General features: G+C 60.7%; 25 protein-coding genes, 1 tRNA gene and 1 pseudogene. 11 read left to right on the forward strand and 16 right to left on the reverse strand.

Translation table 11 applies throughout. The features are described 5' to 3' along the window. Window positions 1–27: 27 nt before the first annotated feature. Window positions 28–810: a hypothetical protein gene (locus tag V5279_RS26740; RefSeq protein ID WP_338689581.1), complete on the reverse strand. Its 783-nt coding sequence runs from the start codon at window positions 808–810 to the stop codon at window positions 28–30. A 163-nt stretch (window positions 811–973) separates the two neighbouring features. On the opposite strand from V5279_RS26740, the gene V5279_RS26745 reads away from it, so the two are divergent. From V5279_RS26745 to tcmP, 5 genes and pseudogenes are all read left to right on the forward strand, one after another. Further along, the gene (locus tag V5279_RS26745) at window positions 974–1,498 is read left to right on the forward strand and encodes a hypothetical protein (protein WP_338689583.1); all 525 of its coding nucleotides are present in this window, start codon (window positions 974–976) and stop codon (window positions 1,496–1,498) included. Between the two features lie 91 nt (window positions 1,499–1,589). Further along, window positions 1,590–2,003, forward strand: coding sequence for a hypothetical protein (locus tag V5279_RS26750; protein ID WP_338689585.1), 414 nt, complete (start codon window positions 1,590–1,592; stop codon window positions 2,001–2,003). 23 nt (window positions 2,004–2,026) lie between these two features. Next, window positions 2,027–2,326, forward strand: a complete 300-nt coding sequence (locus V5279_RS26755; RefSeq protein ID WP_338689587.1) for a DUF1330 domain-containing protein — start codon at window positions 2,027–2,029, stop codon at window positions 2,324–2,326. Between the two features lie 10 nt (window positions 2,327–2,336). Further along, window positions 2,337–2,611: pseudogene (locus tag V5279_RS26760) on the forward strand (SOS response-associated peptidase); the annotation flags it as partial. A 458-nt stretch (window positions 2,612–3,069) separates the two neighbouring features. Then, a complete protein-coding gene (gene tcmP / locus V5279_RS26765; RefSeq protein WP_338689589.1) occupies window positions 3,070–4,158 on the forward strand; it encodes a three-Cys-motif partner protein TcmP in 1,089 nt (362 codons plus the stop codon). On the opposite strand, the gene V5279_RS26770 is transcribed toward tcmP, so the two are convergent. The 14 genes from V5279_RS26770 to V5279_RS26835 all read right to left on the reverse strand — a co-directional run bounded on the left by V5279_RS26770 (window position 4,116) and on the right by V5279_RS26835 (window position 15,311). Then, window positions 4,116–4,862 (reverse strand): DUF5131 family protein, encoded by a 747-nt coding sequence (locus V5279_RS26770; RefSeq protein ID WP_165127792.1) that lies wholly within the window; start codon window positions 4,860–4,862, stop codon window positions 4,116–4,118. The genes tcmP and V5279_RS26770 overlap by 43 nt on opposite strands. A 984-nt stretch (window positions 4,863–5,846) precedes the next feature. Continuing rightward, window positions 5,847–7,007, reverse strand: a complete 1,161-nt coding sequence (locus V5279_RS26775; protein WP_338689595.1) for a hypothetical protein — start codon at window positions 7,005–7,007, stop codon at window positions 5,847–5,849. 446 nt (window positions 7,008–7,453) lie between these two features. After that, the gene (locus V5279_RS26780) at window positions 7,454–7,756 is read right to left on the reverse strand and encodes a hypothetical protein (protein WP_338689597.1); all 303 of its coding nucleotides are present in this window, start codon (window positions 7,754–7,756) and stop codon (window positions 7,454–7,456) included. Between the two features lie 33 nt (window positions 7,757–7,789). Further along, complete coding sequence (locus V5279_RS26785) at window positions 7,790–8,674, reverse strand: helix-turn-helix domain-containing protein (protein ID WP_338689599.1); 885 nt, start codon at window positions 8,672–8,674, stop codon at window positions 7,790–7,792. Window positions 8,675–8,777: 103 nt separating this feature from the next. Further along, entirely contained in the window at window positions 8,778–8,966 is a 189-nt protein-coding gene (locus V5279_RS26790) for a hypothetical protein (protein ID WP_338689601.1), read from the reverse strand. Between the two features lie 81 nt (window positions 8,967–9,047). Continuing rightward, window positions 9,048–9,818, reverse strand: coding sequence for a hypothetical protein (locus V5279_RS26795; protein WP_338689603.1), 771 nt, complete (start codon window positions 9,816–9,818; stop codon window positions 9,048–9,050). Between the two features lie 118 nt (window positions 9,819–9,936). Further along, entirely contained in the window at window positions 9,937–10,242 is a 306-nt protein-coding gene (locus V5279_RS26800; protein WP_338689605.1) for a helix-turn-helix transcriptional regulator, read from the reverse strand. Between the two features lie 4 nt (window positions 10,243–10,246). Then, window positions 10,247–10,450 (reverse strand): hypothetical protein, encoded by a 204-nt coding sequence (locus V5279_RS26805; RefSeq protein ID WP_338689607.1) that lies wholly within the window; start codon window positions 10,448–10,450, stop codon window positions 10,247–10,249. Between the two features lie 92 nt (window positions 10,451–10,542). Then, window positions 10,543–10,839 carry a hypothetical protein gene (locus V5279_RS26810; protein WP_338689609.1) on the reverse strand — a complete coding sequence of 99 codons (297 nt, stop codon included), beginning with the start codon at window positions 10,837–10,839 and terminating at the stop codon, window positions 10,543–10,545. Next, the gene (locus V5279_RS26815; RefSeq protein WP_338689611.1) at window positions 10,811–11,047 is read right to left on the reverse strand and encodes a hypothetical protein; all 237 of its coding nucleotides are present in this window, start codon (window positions 11,045–11,047) and stop codon (window positions 10,811–10,813) included. Before V5279_RS26815 ends, V5279_RS26810 begins: the two co-directional genes overlap by 29 nt. A gap of 240 nt (window positions 11,048–11,287) precedes the next feature. After that, entirely contained in the window at window positions 11,288–12,646 is a 1,359-nt protein-coding gene (locus V5279_RS26820; RefSeq protein ID WP_338689613.1) for a tyrosine-type recombinase/integrase, read from the reverse strand. A 945-nt stretch (window positions 12,647–13,591) separates the two neighbouring features. Beyond that, window positions 13,592–13,969 (reverse strand): hypothetical protein, encoded by a 378-nt coding sequence (locus V5279_RS26825; protein WP_338689615.1) that lies wholly within the window; start codon window positions 13,967–13,969, stop codon window positions 13,592–13,594. A 541-nt stretch (window positions 13,970–14,510) separates the two neighbouring features. Continuing rightward, complete coding sequence (locus V5279_RS26830) at window positions 14,511–14,633, reverse strand: hypothetical protein (RefSeq protein ID WP_256375172.1); 123 nt, start codon at window positions 14,631–14,633, stop codon at window positions 14,511–14,513. Between the two features lie 231 nt (window positions 14,634–14,864). Continuing rightward, a complete protein-coding gene (locus tag V5279_RS26835; RefSeq protein WP_166205837.1) occupies window positions 14,865–15,311 on the reverse strand; it encodes a hypothetical protein in 447 nt (148 codons plus the stop codon). Between the two features lie 212 nt (window positions 15,312–15,523). Between V5279_RS26835 and V5279_RS26840 the strand changes: the two genes are divergently transcribed. The 5 genes from V5279_RS26840 (at window position 15,524) to V5279_RS26860 (ending at window position 17,755) form a co-directional block, all read left to right on the forward strand. Next, the gene (locus tag V5279_RS26840) at window positions 15,524–15,799 is read left to right on the forward strand and encodes a hypothetical protein (protein WP_338689622.1); all 276 of its coding nucleotides are present in this window, start codon (window positions 15,524–15,526) and stop codon (window positions 15,797–15,799) included. A gap of 100 nt (window positions 15,800–15,899) precedes the next feature. Beyond that, window positions 15,900–15,976 (forward strand) — tRNA-Arg (locus tag V5279_RS26845). Window positions 15,977–16,252: 276 nt separating this feature from the next. Then, window positions 16,253–16,936, forward strand: coding sequence for a hypothetical protein (locus V5279_RS26850; protein ID WP_338689624.1), 684 nt, complete (start codon window positions 16,253–16,255; stop codon window positions 16,934–16,936). A gap of 188 nt (window positions 16,937–17,124) precedes the next feature. Beyond that, window positions 17,125–17,406 (forward strand): hypothetical protein, encoded by a 282-nt coding sequence (locus tag V5279_RS26855; RefSeq protein ID WP_338689626.1) that lies wholly within the window; start codon window positions 17,125–17,127, stop codon window positions 17,404–17,406. 169 nt (window positions 17,407–17,575) lie between these two features. Continuing rightward, window positions 17,576–17,755 carry a hypothetical protein gene (locus V5279_RS26860; RefSeq protein ID WP_166297240.1) on the forward strand — a complete coding sequence of 60 codons (180 nt, stop codon included), beginning with the start codon at window positions 17,576–17,578 and terminating at the stop codon, window positions 17,753–17,755. A 184-nt stretch (window positions 17,756–17,939) separates the two neighbouring features. On the opposite strand, the gene V5279_RS26865 is transcribed toward V5279_RS26860, so the two are convergent. Then, a complete protein-coding gene (locus tag V5279_RS26865; RefSeq protein WP_338689630.1) occupies window positions 17,940–18,224 on the reverse strand; it encodes a hypothetical protein in 285 nt (94 codons plus the stop codon). A gap of 337 nt (window positions 18,225–18,561) precedes the next feature. On the opposite strand from V5279_RS26865, the gene V5279_RS26870 reads away from it, so the two are divergent. After that, window positions 18,562–18,756 carry a hypothetical protein gene (locus tag V5279_RS26870; protein WP_166297244.1) on the forward strand — a complete coding sequence of 65 codons (195 nt, stop codon included), beginning with the start codon at window positions 18,562–18,564 and terminating at the stop codon, window positions 18,754–18,756. Window positions 18,757–19,100: the final 344 nt, after the last annotated feature.

The following is a 19,100-nucleotide window of genomic DNA, read 5'->3' on the forward strand; positions in this document are numbered from 1 at the left end:
TCCGTGGTTGCAGTTACAGCCAGTCTGTTATTTGGCGGCGGAAAAGGCGCTAACATCTTCATCTGCAATCTCCGAAGTGCCACCGGGATCGCAGCCAATAGGCTGTTTCAGGATCGGGCCGCCACAGACGCCGGGTGTGCTATGCTGGTAAAGGTAATCGACGCGGTCCTTATAAGCTTTAGCAATGCACCCAAGAGTTCCGCCGCATGACCGTCGATGCTGAAGCCACGCTGCTTGATCGACCTCCAACTGGTGGCGAGCAGGACCAGAAGTCAATCTTCGGTATCCAGAATACAAATTGGCCAATTTGGTATCCATCTCGGAGAGCTTTGGCGTTTGACAGATCGCAACCTCATCTGGGGCCTTCGCTTGCTGACAATTGAAGCTCGGGTTTCTGGTTTGCCTCATTGGCTCCGGGCCTGCCTCCGTGGTGACGGTCAGGTTCCCTTTGTAGCGATTGAACTTGAAGGCTTGAAGTTTACCTTCCGTCACCGGGCCGTCGGCTTGGCAGCGAGCGGTGACCGCAGCAATGTACGCGGTTCCAGACGGTGCAGTATCCTTTGTAAGCCGCACGTTCACCGGCTCGCAGTGCCGTCCTTCACCGTAAAAACCCCACTGTTCGATGGAGAGGATTTTGGTGCAGCGGCCATCCTCCGTCCAGCTTGGTAATGTGTACGAAGTTATTTTGTTTTCTTGCGATGAGTAACACCATTCGCCGATGAAGTTGATCGGCATAGTTTTCTCTGCGGCGCGTGCGTAGCTGCATGCGATGACACTCGCAACAGCAACGCAAGCAATCCGTAACATCATGGTTGGTTCTCCAATGGCTGGCCCGTTAAGTGCAGCTTGCCCAACCAGCTCCCATCGAGGGTCGTCGAATGTTAGCTTTGGATCGGTTGCGGCGCTAGCGCGAGCGGCAAGTCCGGGCATGGCCCGCTTTGCCACAGAAAGCGGAAGTGAGCTATCCTACGGCATGACCGAGACCGTCGCGCCCGTCGCCAAACCCGTTCCTCGACCGCCGTCCAGAAAGGCCGAGACCATCAGCGCGTCGGCACTGGCGTTGCACCTCGATTGCAGCCGGACCTACATCGGCAAGCTCGAAGCCGAAGGCGTGATCCAGCGGCAAGGTGACGGCTTCCCGCTGGACGAGAGCCGCGTTGCCTATCTGCGATACTTGCGGCGCGAGAGGCAGCAATCGCCGCGCACGCAGGCCGACGCCGACTACGTCAAGGTCAAGACCGAGATGTTGCAGACGCGGCTGATGGAGAAGCGGCGCGAACTGGTACTCCAAAGCGATGTCGACGAGCTGACCGACCAGTTGTGCGGTGTGGTGCTGACGCATTTGTCCGGCATGGCGGCGCGCTGTGCTCCGCGTGGCGATCTGGCGACCCGGCGCAATATCGAGCGCGTCGTGTTCGAGGTGCGCACCGAGATGGCCAAGGTCTGCCAGACGATGGCCGACAAGGCCGGTGAGCCGCCGATGGATGAGCAGGACTGACCGGCGCTTCGCTTCCGTTGTGCCCGGCGCGTTGTCCACCGCAAGCTGTAGCGGCTTGCCTGTCTCGCGCGGCCCGGCGCATTCTTCGCCCATGGGCACAAAGTCACGCGAAGCGATCTACGGCGCGTCGATCCGGGCTGCTGCGGAGCGGGCCGCCGAAGCCCGTAAGGACGCCGACCGGCTCGCCGTCGAGGCGTGGAACGCGCGCATGCTCGGATTTCAGGGACCGGCGCAGCCATCGCCCGCGCTCGGTGACGCGCTCAATGCCGGGTATCGCTATCTCGAAGTGAAATGCCTTGGCTGCAACACGCATCAGACCGTTGCCCTCGACATCGTGCGGCGACCGAAGACAACGCCGGTCCATGAACTTGAGCGCTACATGCGCTGCCGCCAATGCTCCGAAGTCCGCCGCTATCCGTACAAGCGCAGCCATCTGGTCGCGCTGCGGCCAACCAAGATTTCAGCCAGCGATCCGCCATCAACGTGGTGGACGGGCGAACGGTGAGTTTGAGCAAGGAGATTGAAAAAATGGCAAAGGCATACTTGGTTGTTGAACACATCATTACAAACGCCGAGAAGTTTGAGGAGTATCGAATTAAGGTTGGTCCGATGATTGCGAAGCACGGAGGCCGATACCTGACCAAGGGTGGCAGCCACAAATTTCCCGAAGGCGGTCATTGGAAGCCAGAACGTGTGGTCGTAATCGAGTTTCCGGACACGGACGCTCTCAACGCTTGGTACACCTCGCCGGAATATCTGCCGCTGATCGCTCTCCGGAAACAATGCACAAGCGACTTGGACATGTTGATTACGCTTGAAGGGACATAGGTAGAGGGCCTTGTGTAACCTCTATTCGATCACCACCAACCAAGAAGCGATCCAGCGCCTATTCCGCGTCGTCAATCGCTATGTCGGTAACCTCGCGCCGATGCCGGGCGTGTTTCCGGATTATCCGGCTCCGTTGGTCCGCAACACCGACACCGGGCGCGAGCTATCCGTGATGCGGTGGGGCATGCCGCCGCCGCCGCGTACCGGCGGGCCGCCGGTGACCAACATCCGCAACACGTCATCACCCCACTGGCGCGCGGCTGGCTCAAGCCCGAGCGCCGCTGCTCGCCAACGTCCGCTTGGAGCGCTGGGCTGCCTCGCTAATGAATGCAGTCATTTCCGCAAACCGGAGACCACGGCGATCGCAGTAATCAGAGCGGCTATCAGCATCCAATACTGAACGTGGACGCCCAAGACGCTGAATTCTTCAACAAGCGTATGCAAGGCTCTCAGACCGGACTGCCATCGTTGACCCCAAAGAAAGGTCCCAGCGGCAAGGGGACCCGGCACGGTCCTATGTGGGTTCACAAGCGGCCCATACCCATTAAATTCTGTTTTAGAGCGCCTGCCTCCAGGCGGCACGCGCCCGCCTGCATCGTCAGTCTGTTTTAGCCACGTCGACGCTTCGGTTGCTTGAAGAAGACGTGCCGCATTTGATGATTTGTGCGCGCTCTTTCGTTCACGTCGAGACCGGCCCGCGCCGTTGAACGACGACCGACCGCTCGCGGAGCGGGGAAGTGTGGATGCGCGCCCCGTGGGATGAGGCCAAGACACTGCAGCGACCGCTGCCGGACGATGCACTACGGATCGTGATGCGCGGGGCCGACAAAGAAGACAAGTCGGTTCTCGCGCAATTCGGTCATATCTGCCCTTGCTCTCGCCTTCCAGTTGCGAAACTATCTGACTGGGAAAAGCTGGTGTGGGTGGCGATGGCTCAGAGCGACCATGAATTTGGCGGCATATCTACGGACCTTAAATTGTCTCTGGTCGGTGAGTATCTTCAGCAGTTTACCAAGGCGTTGCGCCCTCAATTCTCAAACCTTTGGTATGTCGACGCCTTCGCGGGCACCGGTGAGAGAACCGTTTTTATTCCCGGTCGCGCCGCCGATATGCTGGGGCCTGAAGTCGATGCGCGAGTGGAGCGCCGAGCTGGATCCGCGAAAATTGCGATCGATGTCTCGCCAGCCTTCGACAGATTAGTATTCATGGACAAAAGGCCGAGACACGTCGCAGCGTTGAACGACTTGCGATCCGCAAACCCATCCCGAAACATCTCTGTCGTTCCGGGTGACGCCAACGCCGAAATCATGAACCTCTTGGAGGAGCAAAAAAGCTGGGCCGGGACACGAGCTGTGATGTTCCTCGATCCATACGGGATGTCGGTTGAATGGCGAACGTTGGAGGCGATCAGGAGGACGGAAGCAATCGACGTTTGGTATTTGGTTTCACTTTCTGGGCTGTTCCGTCAAGCAACGCGCGATGCTGAAGATTTGGACGCATCAAAACGCACTGCGCTTACCAGAATGATCGGCACGCCAGATTGGGAGAAGGACTGGTACGAGATGAGCCGACGTACCAATCTTTTCGGCGATACGGACGAACGCCTCGCACGCACAGCGGAGGTCGATGATATGGAAAAGTATTTCGGCGCGCGGCTGGCGGGGCTGTTTTCGTCTGTCCTGCCACCGCTGCGTCTGAATGATGACAGAGGCATTCCGCAGTTTGCGCTGTTCTTCGCTATTTCAAATCCCAGGCCCGCCGCTATCGGTCTGGCCTCGCGGATCGCGCATCACATTCTCAAGTCTGGCATCTCATCGAAGGTGCGTCCATGAAGCGAGCGACCAGTCGCTTTTTTGTTCTTTCCGCCCCACTGCTTGAAGAAAAACGCCGTCCGTGCCTTGCGGCATGCGGTCTCAATCTCCGCGACCCACTGCTCGTCCATCAACCGCGAACGCGGACCGCTCTCGCCGCCGACGATCGCCCACTGAATGCCCCGCAGATCAGCCCGAGCCACGGACCCGAGTAACGGCTCGAACGAAACAAATCTGACGGCAGCATCGACCTTGCGCAGATCATCAATGCGCCCGAGATAGTCCGCGCTCTCGACGCTGGTCCCGAGCCACACGTTCGGCAGCACCGGCAGCGATGCGGTGATCTTCGCCATCTGATCCGGTCGCTTCGTCAGAATTTGATAGGTGTGCTGCGGCGTTGCCTGCATCGCATCCCAGACGGCGGCGACGAACTTTGCTGAAACTGCTTCGTGAAACAGGTCCGACATCGAGTTCACAAAAATCCGGCGTGGCTTCTTCCAGCCTGCCGGGATGCCGAGCGCGTCGTGATCAAGCCTGACCTTGCCGGTCCAGACCGCCCGCTTGCCGCTCTTGCGGGTCAGCCCGCGATATTTCTTCATGCCCATGGCATCGAGCCGGGCCGCCATCCGCATCGCGTAGCAGTTCGTGCAGCCGGGAGATATCACGGTGCAACCTGCGACCGGGTTCCATGTCGCGTCGGTCCATTCGATCGAGGTGTCAGCCATGTGAAGTTCCCGTCAGAAAACAATCCCAAAGCATTTACCACACCGCCGCAGGTTGAGGGTTAACGCGAGGGCGGCGTTGCTCCTCGCGGGGTCGCCAGCCTATCCTCCGATCATGATCCAGCGGCGGCGTCCCTCCGGCTTCATCGAACCGTGCCTGCCGTCGAGGGTGGCCCGGCCACCGTCCGGCCCTGACTGGGTTCATGAGATCAAGCACGATGGCTACCGGCTGATGGTGCGCCGGGATGGCCTGCGCATCCGCTGTTTCACGCGCGGCGGCCATGACTGGGCCGACCGTTTCCCGGCCATCGTTGAAGCCGCCAGCAAAATCCTGGCATCGTCCGTTCCTCATCGACGGCGAGGCTGTGATTACCCGCGACGATGGCACGCCGGACTTCCATGCGCTGCGGAGCAAGCGCCGGGGCCGGTCCCGGCCTTCATGGTTCTGACAAAATGGCGAACCCGACGTAGGCAAGTAAAGCCACGCTGAGAACGATAACAACAATCGCAGCCAGTTCGATGTTGGAAAGCCGTCTTGATGCCATGCGCCATGTTTGGCGGCGGTCGCGCGGCAGCGTTGATCTGGATCATGCCGTTCCGCATGGCCGCCGCCGCAGGAACCATCGCGCAACCTGGCAGCGGGCGTTGCCCGGTCCAAACTCGCGGCGTGTGTCGCGGCGGATCAGCAGGTGCCGCCAACTCGGCTTCGGGCCGACATCGCGTTGAAGTTCGCGTAGCACCGCCAGCGCGTGCATAGCGGGCCGCGCCGGGCCGAAGATGGCATGCGCTACCATCCCCGGCCCGTGATGCGACGGGATCGACACCGGCCAACCATTGGCCCCGTTGCACCGTCCGGAGCGCCGCCGGGCAGTGGCTCCGGCAACGCAGTTCGTGTAGTGGTGGCGGCGAGGACAGCCGCGACGACATCCCCGCCGCCCGTGCAGCGCCGGGAGGAGCAGGCAGCAAGCCCCGGCTGCACGATCGGTGTCATCGCTGTCGCCCTCCAGCGAGGTCCCAAGAGAGGCCGTAGCTGGTGCCTGGTGGCTCTGCACGCGGTACGGTGCGAAGAGCCACCCCGATCGCGCACATCGGCGTCGTGTCGGCCCTGAAATCAATAATTTCGCCGCGCTCGGCAGCGTGCCAGATCAGCGCGCACTCGGCTCTCTCCGTAGCCAGACTGTCCGCGTCGATGGTCGCGAGCATTGTCTCGCGCTGCTGCTGATCGAGGGCGTTTTTGTCGTCGCCAATCTCACGGAAACCGGCGTTGATCTGCGCCAGTAGCTGATCGCGTAACACCCATGTGAGTAGACCAAGCACGTCCGGCATTTCCGCGTAGCCGATGGCACCGGGCGCATCGACGTTAACAATTTTCGTCGTCAGCCTTGTTGTCGCAAAGCTGATCGGCAAATTGTGCTCAATGGCGTTTTCGAGGTTGGGCCTGCCAGCATCTGCAAGCCGCTCGATCAACTCTCTCGCAGCGGCCTCCGCCATCGAAACCGGCCATTGTTGCGAGTTCACGCGGTGGCGCTCAGCGGCACCCTCACGCTGCCGCAGTCGATAGCGCTCCACTCCGTCGCTTAGGCTTTCGTTTTTCTTCAGCAATTCGGCAACCGGCGCATCCGCGATCACGTCGAGCGTGCAGTCGCCGGGAATTCCGCGCAAAACCCAATCGTTGACGGATTGACGCAACTGTCCGGCAGCAGTCGATCTGACCGAGCGGGTTTCCTTCAACTCGGTCACCCGCGCGAGTTCTTTTTCGGCGCGCTTTATTTGCCGCTCAACGTCTTCAACCTGCCACGGGGTTGCGGGCACCGGGCTGCCTCCCTCGCTTAAGGGTCGCTTTAGATCAGCAAGGCGATTTTTGAGGACAGTGACTTCGAGCCGCAATTCCTGCACCTGATCGTGCGTCGGCACCGCCGCGAAAAGATCGGTAAAACGCTGTCCTATCGCTATCGCTTTCGTGGCGGCTGCATCGGGCAGCAGCGCCGCCGCATCGTCCGGCGTTCGGTTGCCGTGAAAAGCGACCGGCCCAAAGTCCGCCGCTGTTGCCGGTTGAAAGCCTGTTGCTGCGGGTTCTGTGGCCTCCATTCGCGGCAGCACCTGCTCGACCACGTGTCGCCGCCAACCTTCGTCTTCGCGTCTGGCCATCGGTCTCCTCCTCCATCTTGATGATGATCGATAGGATCGCACCGGCAGTTGGCAACGAATAGCGGGTTACCCGTCAGGCGCGCGCCCCAGCACCGCTCTGATCGAACGCACAGCCGGTATCGCGTCGCGCGATTTCAACAAGGACCAGAGCAGCGTTTCGATCTTCTCTGGCGGATGCGGTGATCGGAGGTCCAGGCATGAGCGCCGCCAGCGCGCGGAGCGATAGACGAGAAGTCGGGACCGCAGCCGGTGTGCGGCCTCCAGATGAGATAGGCCGGGATAGAACCGGTGCGCGATTTCGATTAGCAGCTTGTCGCGTTCATCAAGCCGCAGCAAAGTTTCATTGGAACGCCTGCCGCGACCATCGAGCGGCGTTGCGGCAGCAATTATCGATGGACGATGCCGCCTCATCGGCGCGACGCTGGTGCCGGTTGCTCATGGGGATGTCAGAACGGAATATCTTCAAGTCCCGCAGGAAACGCTAACCGCCGCTTATGCCGTTGCCGCAGCGCGTCTCGGGTTGCGTCGGGGAGGTCACCGAACTCGACCCATATGTCACTCCCAGGAGAACGGGCAAAATATTCCCGCCCAAATTGCTGGAATTCCTCCGGGAGGTCGTAAATCCCGTAAGGATCGAAGGTTTGCGCATAAGTCCACATGACCTCAGCGGTCTCCGGATCGATCTTTAGCCCGGCCTCCTTTCGGATCGCGAGAAACTCTTCAATTGTCGTCCTGATGTTGTTCGTCATGGTGTCCTCACTTCGGTTGGTGGTGGTACCCTTTCACGATATGCGCTCGATGGTTTTCATAAGATCGACGAGGAACGGAACGTCGTCGCCGTAGTCCTGCATCAAGCTGGCGATGTCTTCGAGAACCACGCTCAGACTGCCCCGCGCAGCCAGCGCGCGGTCGAAGGCGAAGTACGCCTTCGCTTCATCTCCGACGCGATCTGCCGGATAGACGCTCAAGACCTGCGCGAACGGGCTGGGTGCAGCGCGCCCGTTCGCGGCAGTACCCATTTCTGTCTCGTTGCGTTCAGGTGGTTTTTGCTTTTGCGCTGCGAAAGTCTCGATCAGCGCGCCTCCAGGCGCGCGCTGGATCGATGTCTCGTCATCGGCAGTGTTTGCGCTGTTAGAGGCAGCACTCTCTCTATCAACACGGGAGGTCCGCGCGCCGTAGGCGCGCCCCTCAGGTTCTTCAGGTTCTTCAGGTTCATTAGTGGTGACAGCGTGTGTCACCCGTTCCGTCTCGCCTTTGTCACCCGTCCCGCTGTTTTTTGTCACCCGTCCCGCCGCCTGGACGGGTGACATATCCTTGTCACCCGTAGGGGTGACATCTGGTGTCACCCGTACGCTCGGCATGAGCAGGATGAATTCCGTTTTGTGATCGTGGTGCCCGTCGCTTCGATCGACCGCGATCCAGCCACCGGCTTCGAGCGCAACAATGGCCCGGATCACGGAGCGCCGCGAAACCGCGACCTCTCTTGCGAGCCTCGCATAGCCCGGATTGCATTGGCCGGTGGTGCAATTGAAAAATATCCCAAGCTTGACGGCGAGCCTGACGGCAATTGGTGAGAGGCCGGAGGCGGCGATCACCGCGCCAAGCCATCGGTCGCGGCCCTTGTGCCCGGAAACTGGCTGCGCCTTGTTGATGCTGGTGATCGGCATTGATGCGGCGTTCGGTTTGCGCTACATCGTCGCTGCCCGCTTAGAGGCAGTTTCGATGCAGCTATGAATGAAGCGCCGCCCCACCGGGGCGGCGTTTTTGCTATCAGGTGGTGACCTCCACGACACTGGCGGCACGCTTGGCGCGGGCGGCTTTCCGCCGTCGCAGTTCGCCTTCGATGGGCGCGAGCAGGCGCGCATCGACGATGTCCGCAGTATGCAGGGCCTCCGCTTCAGCCCTGAGTTGGCCCGTCGATAGCTTGGTGAGGTCTCGCGGCTTCGTATTGCTCGTCATGGCACATTCTCCTGTGTCGCCCGGCGCGGGATTGCACCGGGTGGTTTTCCTGTTCGTCGTCATGCTCGTGCGCGTCACGGCTTAGCCTGCTGGTCTTCGCTGCTGCTTCTTCTGTTCCTTGAACCATGCCAAAATGCCCTGCGCGATCTGCTTCGCCTTGTGCTCGCTGACGGCGTTCACGATCCCTGTCGCGATGTCGTCAGCGCGGTCGAGGCGCAGATCGAACAGTGAGCCGCCCTTCGCCGCTCGTTCGAGTTGCCCGATCTTGCGGTCCTTCTCGGCGATTTCAGTTTTCAGCTTCTCCATCGGCGTGAGGCGTTCGGCCTCCTCCTCCGTGGGCTTGCTCTGCTGTGTCTTGGCGTTCAGGATTTGCTCGATGCGGCAGCGTGCACTGTGCGGCGAGTTGAGCCGCGATCGCTGGCCCGGTGTCATGGCGTTGCGGATTTTCTGCAGCCATTGCAGTCGCGCCGGTTCTTCGCCCAGCCAGAGCACCGCTGTGACGGCGCGCTTGTCCATGGTGTGAAGGCCATCGGCACGCATCAACGCGGCGAATTCGTCGGCATAGAGTTTCCCGATTGGCGTGTTGGTGTGGGCATGCCGCATCGCCAGAGAACGCCTGATCTGGAGACCGGGAATGTAGGCCAGCCAGTCGTCTAGATGGCTACCGTTCGACATGCGTCGCCATCGTTCGGCGTCCTGCCGCAGGACCTCACGTTGCTCTGCGTTCAGGTCGTCTGTGACTTCCGGCCCGGAGGTCACCCCGTTGTCGGGTGGCCGGTCTTCGTGGCTCGGGGCCTGCGCCATGCCACGGTCTACTATTTTGCTAATGGTTCCAGAATACTCACCGATCATGTTGACCTCCCTTGGTTTGGAAGGCCGGGGCTTGCGGGCGTTTGCGCGTCGGTTCATATGGAGGGTGTTCGATGCCCCACATATTTGGCCGGTGCGCTGCTCGCAGCGCCCGGCCTTTCTATTTGACCTCAGCGAGATGATTTGCGCGGCCACGGCTTCGGCCATTGATTTCGGCCTGCCACGCGGAAATCTCGTCTGCGAACCAGACCCGCCGGTTCGGGGAGATGTAGGTCGATTTCGGAAACCGGCCTGCCTTCTCCATCCGCCAGAGCGTTACCGGACTGACCGGCACGATCCGCAGAACTTGCTCTTGATTGAGCATGCGCCGGGGCCCGGACGTGTCCGCTGCGGCCTCTTGCGCTGCGGCTTGCTCTTTGATCGCCGTGTCCACCTTCACATTGTGCGGCGTCGCAATTCGGTTCATGGCGTCACCCTACGGCAGCGGTCGCAGCTTCGCGTTCGGCGCGCCAGCGCGCAGCGGCTTCGCGCGAGACAAGTACCCTGCTGCCCACGTTGAAGGTGGCTGGCATGTCATCTCGGAATTTGTAGAAGAGCTGCACGGAGATGCGGTGCCGCTTGCAGAATTCGTCAATGCTGTACGCGTCGGCGTCGCCGGCTTCGGGGCAGGCCATTGCGTGTCCTCCGAGTGCATTTGGATGCACAGAGGATCACCGAAATTTGCGCGGATGTATTTCCAAGTTAATCGCAGTTAACTTGGAAGCGCCTATTCCGAAGCAGGTTCGGTTGGCACGACTTCGAATATCCTTCGCCACGGATTGCCGTTGTAGTAGACGCTGCGCGCCGTTCCCATCGAGATTTTGAATTGTTTGCCGATGCGCTCGAACAGCGCCTCGTCAATGGGAAGGTTCTCCTGCCTGTGCAATCGGATCACTTCCCAAGCCACGCGCGGCTGCAGCGATAGATGCAACTTGCGAGTGGAAATTCGCTCGCGTTTCCGCTCAACACCGAACGCTTGATCGAGCGTCTTTACCTCATAGCGGAACCTGGTCGAAGCGGGCACAAACGGCTTCGCCGAGCCACAAGGGCATCGCGCTGCCGGACCTCGCACAGAAGTCGATGGCTTCAATCAATGCCTTTGCGCTACCCGCTTCAAAGCGCCGGCGGCAATCCTCAATCGCAAGGTCCGTGAGCTTCGGCTGATCGGGAGCCTCCATCTTCTGGGTGGCGGCGCGCGGTTCGGGTGTATGATCGCTCTTAGCCTTACCCATGTGTTCATCCCACTGGGTTGGTCAGTCCGGGCCGGGGCGTTGATCGCGCCTTCCGGCCCGGTCGCACTGTATCACTGCCAGCGCGGCCCGCCTGTGCGTTATTCCGGAGGAGCCGTCACAGGAACCTTGGCCGCCCCTAACGCGCACCAACGGCCAAATGGCGGGTTTCACCGGATTTCAAAAAAAGCCCGGCCAGTTTTCGCTGACCGGGCTGCTCACTGCCGCAGATCGCGGTGTGCATCAGGCAGCGAGCCGCAGTCCGGTTTCTGCGGACTTGCGGATGATCCGCCGCAGTTCGATGGCCCACGCATCAAGCACCTTGCGCTTCTTTTCCACCCTGACGCGCGTAGCAAGGTTATAGACCCGGTTCGTGATCGCAGGCAGTGGCTTGCCGTTCTCGTCCTGGTTCGCCTGATGATCGAGGCAAAGCGCGATGCCGCTTTCCGGCAGGCCGAGTTCGCCACACATCGTCGCCGCCGTGCGCCTCAAATCGTGCGGCGTGAACGGCGCAAGACCGAGCAATTCGCAAATGCCTTTGGTCTTCTTGTTGCCGCGCAGCGCATTATGCATCGCGCTGCGGCTCAGCGGCGCATCGCCGTACCGGCCCGTGAAGGCAAACTCGTAGTTCCCCATCGCTTCGTTGATAATCTCCACTGCCAGATCGCTGAGCGGCTGGGCGATGGTGCGCCGACGCTTGACCCGCCGCGCCGGAATATCGACGGTGCCGTTCCCGGCGTTGAGTTCGTCGCGGCGGATCGGCAGCATCTCGCCCGATCGCAACATCGTGACAAGCGCGAACTTGAGCGCCAACCTTGTCTTGCGATCCCATCGCAGCTCGTCGCGGTCGAGACCGTGCCACAGCGTCCTGATTTCGTGCTCGCTGAGAACCCGTGTGCGCGGGTGCTCTTCGTCCAGCGGCGGTAGGTTCACGCACGGACTGGCGCTCACATAGTCGCGGCCCGCTTCGGCGGCCCAGTTGAACAGGCCCGACGCCGCACGCCGCATGTGGCGGGCGTTGCTCACCGATGCCTTTCCGCCGAACCTGCCTGCGACAATGTCGTTCGACAGCGTCGCAATGTCGTGCTTGGTGACCTCGCTGGCGATCTTCTTGCCGAGCGATGGGCTGAGGAAGCGCCATAGGTGGCTGGCGACGTTCTCCCAGCTTTCGATCCGGGGTCGCATTTCGCCGTCCGGCTTCTTGACCGGCGTCTTCATCCACTCGATCCGCTCCTCGATGATTGCATCGACGGTCTTGCCCCGCTTCGCCTGCTGCACTTTGCGGTCGCGGAAGGTTTCGGCGAGCGCCACAGCGCCTGTGCCCCGTAGGGCGTAGACCTTGCTGCGGGCATCCTCGACCGCGAAGGTCTCGGGGTTGTAGACGCCAAGCCAGCCGGTGCGCTGCTTGCCGGTCTTCGGATCGGTGAACTTGACGGAGAAGGTTGCCACGCCAGCCGTGGTGATGCTGACGTGTAGGCCGGGGCATTTGCGGTCGTAGATTTTGACCCGCTTGGTGACGCGCTTCTCGCACATGCGGTCGGTGAGGATGACGCTGCTGTTGCGCGCGCGCTTGGCGGGTTCGGTGGTCGTGGTAGTATCCATGGTGGTTTCAGGCTCCTGAAGGGTTTGGGACCATGGTCGCGGCCCTTGGGCCTCTCAGTCCTTGGAGGGTCGAGAGAGGCTTAGGGCCGGGACCTAGATTTGGCGAAATGCGCTGAAAGCCCTCGAATGAGGGTAGAAGAAAAACCCTTTAAATAAAGGGTTTTGTTGCTTTCAGCGCCTTTCACCGACCTTCAAAATATAGCCCACACGACTTCACCGTCCGCGTCACACGCGTTCGTCGCTTGCATGATCAGCGTCCACCGCATCTCACCACAACACCCGTGACGATGCGCAGCGCCCCTCGATCGGGTGAGACGGGCAAACCATACACTGAGTTGCATTTCTGATAAAGCGAAATATTTTCGCGCGCGAGGCTTGACAGGTTTTGCTGAGTTGCCCGTCGGTCGCCTTGTCGCGCCGAACAACAGTTCGCCACCGGCCTGCATGAGCGCAACATCGGGTTCGGCAACCTGCATCCTTGATCTCACTCGCTCTCGCCGACCTTGCCTGCAGAACATGTTCAGAAACCCAGACGACATCCGCATCGCGCGCCGCAACTTTAACGCGCGCGGGTGATCAAAATTCGAGTTGTCACCTTTCCCGTTTTCTGTGTGAACTGCTTCACCTGCGTTCGCAGGCAGGCATTCCAAGATGCGGGCTCGACGCGAACAGAGGAGTCGCTGACATGAGCGACAAGCCATCAACCGGAATGCCCGACTGGCTCACGACGGACATGCTGGTGATCGCGATCTCCATCGCGATCATCGCGCTTGGCATTTGGATCGCTCCCTAAAGCGCGATGAGATTGGGTCGAATCGTCATCGCGCTATAGTTCTTTGTCTAAGCATGATCTCCGCGCAAACGCTCCGCGTTTGTCGCGAGGGAAAGCCGCTTCGCACTTTTCCGGATCATGCTCTAGCCTCGCGCAGCCTCAAAACGCCGTCATCACTCGAGGCGATATTTTCTTCCATTCTTATTCGGGTCGGTATTGTCGCTTGTCGAGAACACCAGGACCGGGCCGAACCAATTTGTTGTGTCCCGGTGCAGTTCGAACCGGCCGGCGCCTTTGGACTCGATTTCCCGTTGGTCGCTATTGGCCGGGCCGAGAGGTCGATCGTCTTCATACAGTCGCGCAGCGTTGAGCTCGCCGCTGAAATACTTGACGGGGATCAGGTAGGCGTGTCCCTGCAAAAAACGGAAGGTGCCGCGGAGCGTTCGATCGACCGGGCTCGGAGGCAACAGATAAAGCAATGCGCTCGACGCCAGGGCAAAAAGCGCCGATCCGATCACGATGCGGGTGGTGGCAGATATCCTGAACGACACGTTCTCTCGGGCTCTCGCTTGCCGGGCCCCTCCTCTAGCGCGCGCCTTGATCGCGGACAATGGTTGGGCCTCGACCGAGGCCGCAAAGGCCGCGCAGCCGAAGGGCGGCACCGGCGTCAGGCCGAAGGACTCGGCCGGCGAGACGTTCCCTGCCCCCGGGTACCGTCTCGAGACGGCCCAAATTCCCTGGAGATACGGCCAGGAACAGGCATCCCAGCTGCCCGGCCGGGCCGGCGGGCCTCGCAAATGCGTGATCCTGCGTGACCGTTCCCTGCCTTCATTTGGGCATCGATCGGGAACAGGCTATTCTGCGGAGATGCCAGGATGGCATGCCAAGGCGGCCACCGCAGGGGGTGCCTGCAATTGAGCGACCGATCCCGCGATTCAATGCAAGATGTCGACTTGCGGAATTTTGTGCGGGTCATCTCGGCCTGCACACTGGGGCTTTGGGCGTTTGCGGCCGGTCTGCTGATCGGGGTGTTTTGGCTCTCGTAATTCATCGTCACACGAGACCATGCGGCGCCAGCTGAGGCGCGTGCGCCTACCCGCCGCTGAGATGATGGGCGGCCACGAACAACACAAGCCCGCTCAGCACCAGCGCCGACGCGGCGCCGGCAACGCTGCGCGCGAGTTCAGCCTTCGAAAGATTGGATCTGGTTGCCATCACAACCTCCTGTGCGTGCGAGCCGAGGCCCAGCCGCTCCGGCGGTCGGGCTCGCGGGTGGAGCACAATCGCATCACGCGGATGAACGTATCATGAGCGAACGGCAGCATCGCTGCGGCCGTGCCCGGCAAGTCGAAGGCGTCAGTTTTGACGGGTGTCGGACGGCGACGTCAGGCCGAAGACCTCAAGCGCAAACCCGAAGAGGATGGTTCGGAGCCTGCGCGCCCGCGCCTACCACTCTTCGGGACAGGGATCGACGATGTTCCAGAGATCGACCCCGTTCTTGATCTTCTTCATCTCGGTGGTGAGCCCGCCATTGCGGCGGATCCAGTTCTTCACCGTGTCGGGGTAGTAGGACATCAGGTCGGAGGTGCCCTCGAGGCTGGTGACCTTGATGCCAAAGGTGAAGGCCTTGTCGTAATAGGCCTGGTGGAAGCCGATGCTGGCCTTCGGCGTGACGCAGATCTTGTTCAGCGGCACGATGCCGAACACCAGCGTGCAGGCCGAGTTGCAGATGCCGTCGATGACGACGCGCTCGCGGCGGTCGCGGATCTGCTTGTACTTGGCCTTGTACTCCTCGACATAGCCGCCATGGTCGCGCGTGATGTGCAGCACGGCCCGCGCTGGCGTCGCAGCCAGAACCGGGAGCAGCAAGGCGGCAAGGAGCGTGATGCGCATGGAACGTTCGAGACCGAGGGAATGCCAGATCCGGGCGGACCTGACCGCAAGACTCTGGCCGGACTGTGTTGGCAATCCGTTAAGCATCCGCAAAAAGGCAAAATTTGGCGCGCTGTGACTGATTTCCCGCAGCTTTTCGCCTGATTCCGGGTTAAATGGGCTTCGGATCGGCCCGAAATGCCGATTCCAGCGTGAATGCCCGGAGGCAGCCCATGACCAAGACCAAGCTTTTCGCCGCCCTCACCGTGACTGTTTCCCTGGCCGTCCTGGCCCTCACCCCGGCGGCCTCGGCCCACCCGCGCCACCACCGGCATCACCACCACCACGCCCATTGGGGGCTGCCCTACCACATCAGCTATCTGCACAATTACGGCCCGGGCCCGGCCGCCGGCACTTTCGCCTATTACGACGGCCCCTCGCGCAACAAGTGCTACCAGAGCTCGGCCGCCTATATCGGCCAGGATCGCCGCCGCCATCCCTGCTTCTGAGGGCTTCGCGGGACACGGCCGGCCGGACGCGCGGACACCGCCTGGCGGCCGCGCGGGGCTGCTGGCCCTCACCGCTCAAGTCTGATAATCGACCCGCAACGCGCTCGTAGCTCAGCTGGATAGAGCATCGGATTTCGATTCCGAGGGTCGGGAGTTCGAATCTCTCCGAGCGCGCCAATAAAGTCCATCAATTGGCTTGAGACAGAACCGGAACGGTATTTCCGGTTTGCAGACCGGTTTGCAATTTACGTTCCGCTAACCTGCTGCTCAAGCTCCACCATGGCCTGCTCTGCCAACTCGAATTTGCCGCCGAGATCGTGCGCCTGCAAGATGCGCTCGACGTCCTCTGGGCTGTGCCCGGTGAGCGCGGCAACAACGCCCAGGACGACGCTCCTACCCGCTTCGAGGCTATCCGGCGGCGGGTCGAGATCGGGCTAACGGCGAGGAGATAAAATGGATGGCCTAAGTCGCGGTCGCACATTAGCGATCTTCTTTGCACTGGTTATTGTGCTGCCTTCCGCTGCGCAGACGCGGCCGACGGCGCATTCACGGGACGAGTGGCGTGTGATCGACAAGGAATGTCGCGATGTCTTGCCTCCTCAGGCAAAGATACGCGCATGCCTCAGCTTGCTCGGGGATCGACGACTCCCGGCCGCCTATGTCGCTCCGATCAACGGCGAAATATCGAGCGCGTTCCAAAGCCTGCGGGACTACAGCAACGCCATCAAATACAAGAAGATTGAAATTGAACGCGCGCTTGCCCCGGTGAAGCAACTCCCTTCGTCGGACGAAGCACTCCCAGCGACCTTTGGCGCGATGTCTCTACGTTACACGGAGCTCGGGACACTCCAGGCGCTCAATCGCCTGACCAACTTCAACAGTCAGTCTGATGAAGCGCGCCGAGGTGCCGCCGAGGAGCAAAATAACTACAACCTGGCGCTTCAATACAACCCGATGAACTACAGGACATATCGATACCGGGCTGAGATTCGCAGCCTGTTCTGTGATAGCGCGTCTGCGGCTCAAGACCTGGAGGCCGCGGTCAGGTTTGCCGAGACAGCTGGAGATCAGAATGCAGCTCGAGACTACAAGCGCGCCACGCTAGGCGCTTGCATTCCAACATGGCGCCGAGAATAGATCTGCCGGGGCAGTGTTCTCCACCGTAAAAATCCGGAGCGAGCTCGCCGCCGGCGCCGAGCCCGCGTGCGACCGCTCCGACCGTGCTTTTACGGGCCCGACACTGGCAAGCAACTTGCGACGCATGCGTGAATAGTTCGGCGCCAACCATTCTCGGTGTGCCGAACTCAAACATTCGGAGCACCAAGATGAACATGCATCCTCGTTTTGAGACAGCCCGCGAAAGCACTCCACGAGAGTTGACGATCAGCAAAATACTGGCCGATCTGATCCTCGCCTGTCAGACGATCCAGGACGACATCACGGCCGAGGAAGTGCGCGCGGGGATTTCCGACCGATCGGACAGAAGGTATCCGATTTTGGCGAGGTCGCTGAACGAGCGGTACGATAATCTCAAGGGAACCATTGCCACCCTTGAAAGGCGTCTCTCAGAAAGAGAACTCGGCGCAGGCATGAAACCATTTCCATGAGCCGCCCCCCTGTGCCCCCTTTCGTCAGCGGTGCCCGGAAGAGCGACAGCGACTATGACCGAAATGGCGGCGCGGCAAGAATTTTAGTTCTACCCGATAATAATGCTTAATCAGACGCAATCAGAGGAGTAGCGTCGCACTCCCTCAGTATCAGTCAGGGACGCGCCCCATGTCTGCTCTCCATGCAAAGCTGGAACGATTTGAGGTTCTTGCGGCCGAATGCGAGATGATCGCTAGCCGTGTGCAGGATGGGAGCAGTCGCGAACTATATCTGCGCTTGGGTGCGCGCTATCGCGACCTGGCGACCGATATGCGGACCGTGATCGCGAGCGTCAACGAAGCTGCGTAGCCGCAGCAAAGAGCTCATTTCCGGCCTCCGGTGGACGCCAGCATATTCAAGTCCCACCCGGCGGTTGTGAACGGTTCAAGTCACGGCAACGATGCTCGTCACGAGCCTGCTCCCGCGCGCCGAACGCGAACGTGAGACGTCGTGAATGCCGTCATGTTGAAACGGCGCCAGGTCGGGATTTACATCAGGTTCGCACACCACCACGCTTGGGAGATTTAGCGTGTTCCGAGCAGCAATCTTCGTCGCCACCTGTCTCGCTGTAATGTCGCCATCGCGAGCTCAGCAGGTGCGGGTCATCACGGGAGATATCGAGCATATCTACGGGCCTGGCGGTGAGGTCCTCGACGACGCCGATCTGCGCGCACGAAATGAGCGCGCCTTTAAAAGAATGCAGCTTGATAAACAGCGCGCGATCGAGATGCGGCAAATCGAGGCAGAGAAAGAGCGACTGAGGTTCGAGCGCGACCAAGCCGCGCTCGCCTATGCAACCGGTCCGACACTGGACTCGACATACGGCAGCGGGTTTTTCACTTATCGCCATCGGGGCCACGGGAGGATAGGCGTCGCGCCCAGAATGGGCGGTTCGCGACGATGACAATATAAATACTCATCTTATCAAGATCTTGCCGGCTCTCCGAGCGCGCCGGTGAACCACGGGCGCGAGTGCCTTGGGCCCCCTTGCCCACCCGCCTAATAACCTCCGCGTGAACGAAACATCATTTCCTGCCCCTCGAAGCGAGCCCGAAACAAACGGCGCTCAGCATCCCCGGTGTTTTTCATCACCTGAACATTTCCGGGGTAAAGCCATGCAGCAAGACAACGGCATCAAATTCCAGGATCTCGACCAGGTTTTGCGTACCGCACAGATCAGGCGTTCGGCCGACCTCGGTCTCTGGATACGGCAGTACATCCAGAATCTCCGTCTCGCTCGCCAACAGAGAGCGACCGACAGAAAGCACGCGATTGCAACGCAGTCCGACACAAAGCTTCTGGCCCACTGACCCAAGGGAGCGACGACGATGTGGACCCACAAAGTACGCATGCTGGTGGTCGTAAGTCTGCTGGCCGGTGCGGCTGTCATCTTGATGGCGATGGCCGCTCCTCACCCGGTATCGAGCGCTGCGCTCGGCAGTGAGTGGCAATGCAGCAAGGCAGGGTTCATCCTCACGACCTGCCGTCAGGTCCCGCCAGTCTGAACCGCTCTGGCATGGGCGCTGCAATGGAGACCATGCTGGGGATTTCAGTGTCCCAGTTCAGGAAGGAAACGCCGCCGGGCGTGTATTTTTGAAACCGGCGGCGTCTTTTCTTGAAACACCCTGCCTCGACGGGTCAGGCCCCAGACAGG

The sequence above is a fragment of the Bradyrhizobium sp. 26S5 genome (assembly GCF_036923295.1).
Taxonomy (GTDB): domain Bacteria; phylum Pseudomonadota; class Alphaproteobacteria; order Rhizobiales; family Xanthobacteraceae; genus Bradyrhizobium; species Bradyrhizobium septentrionale.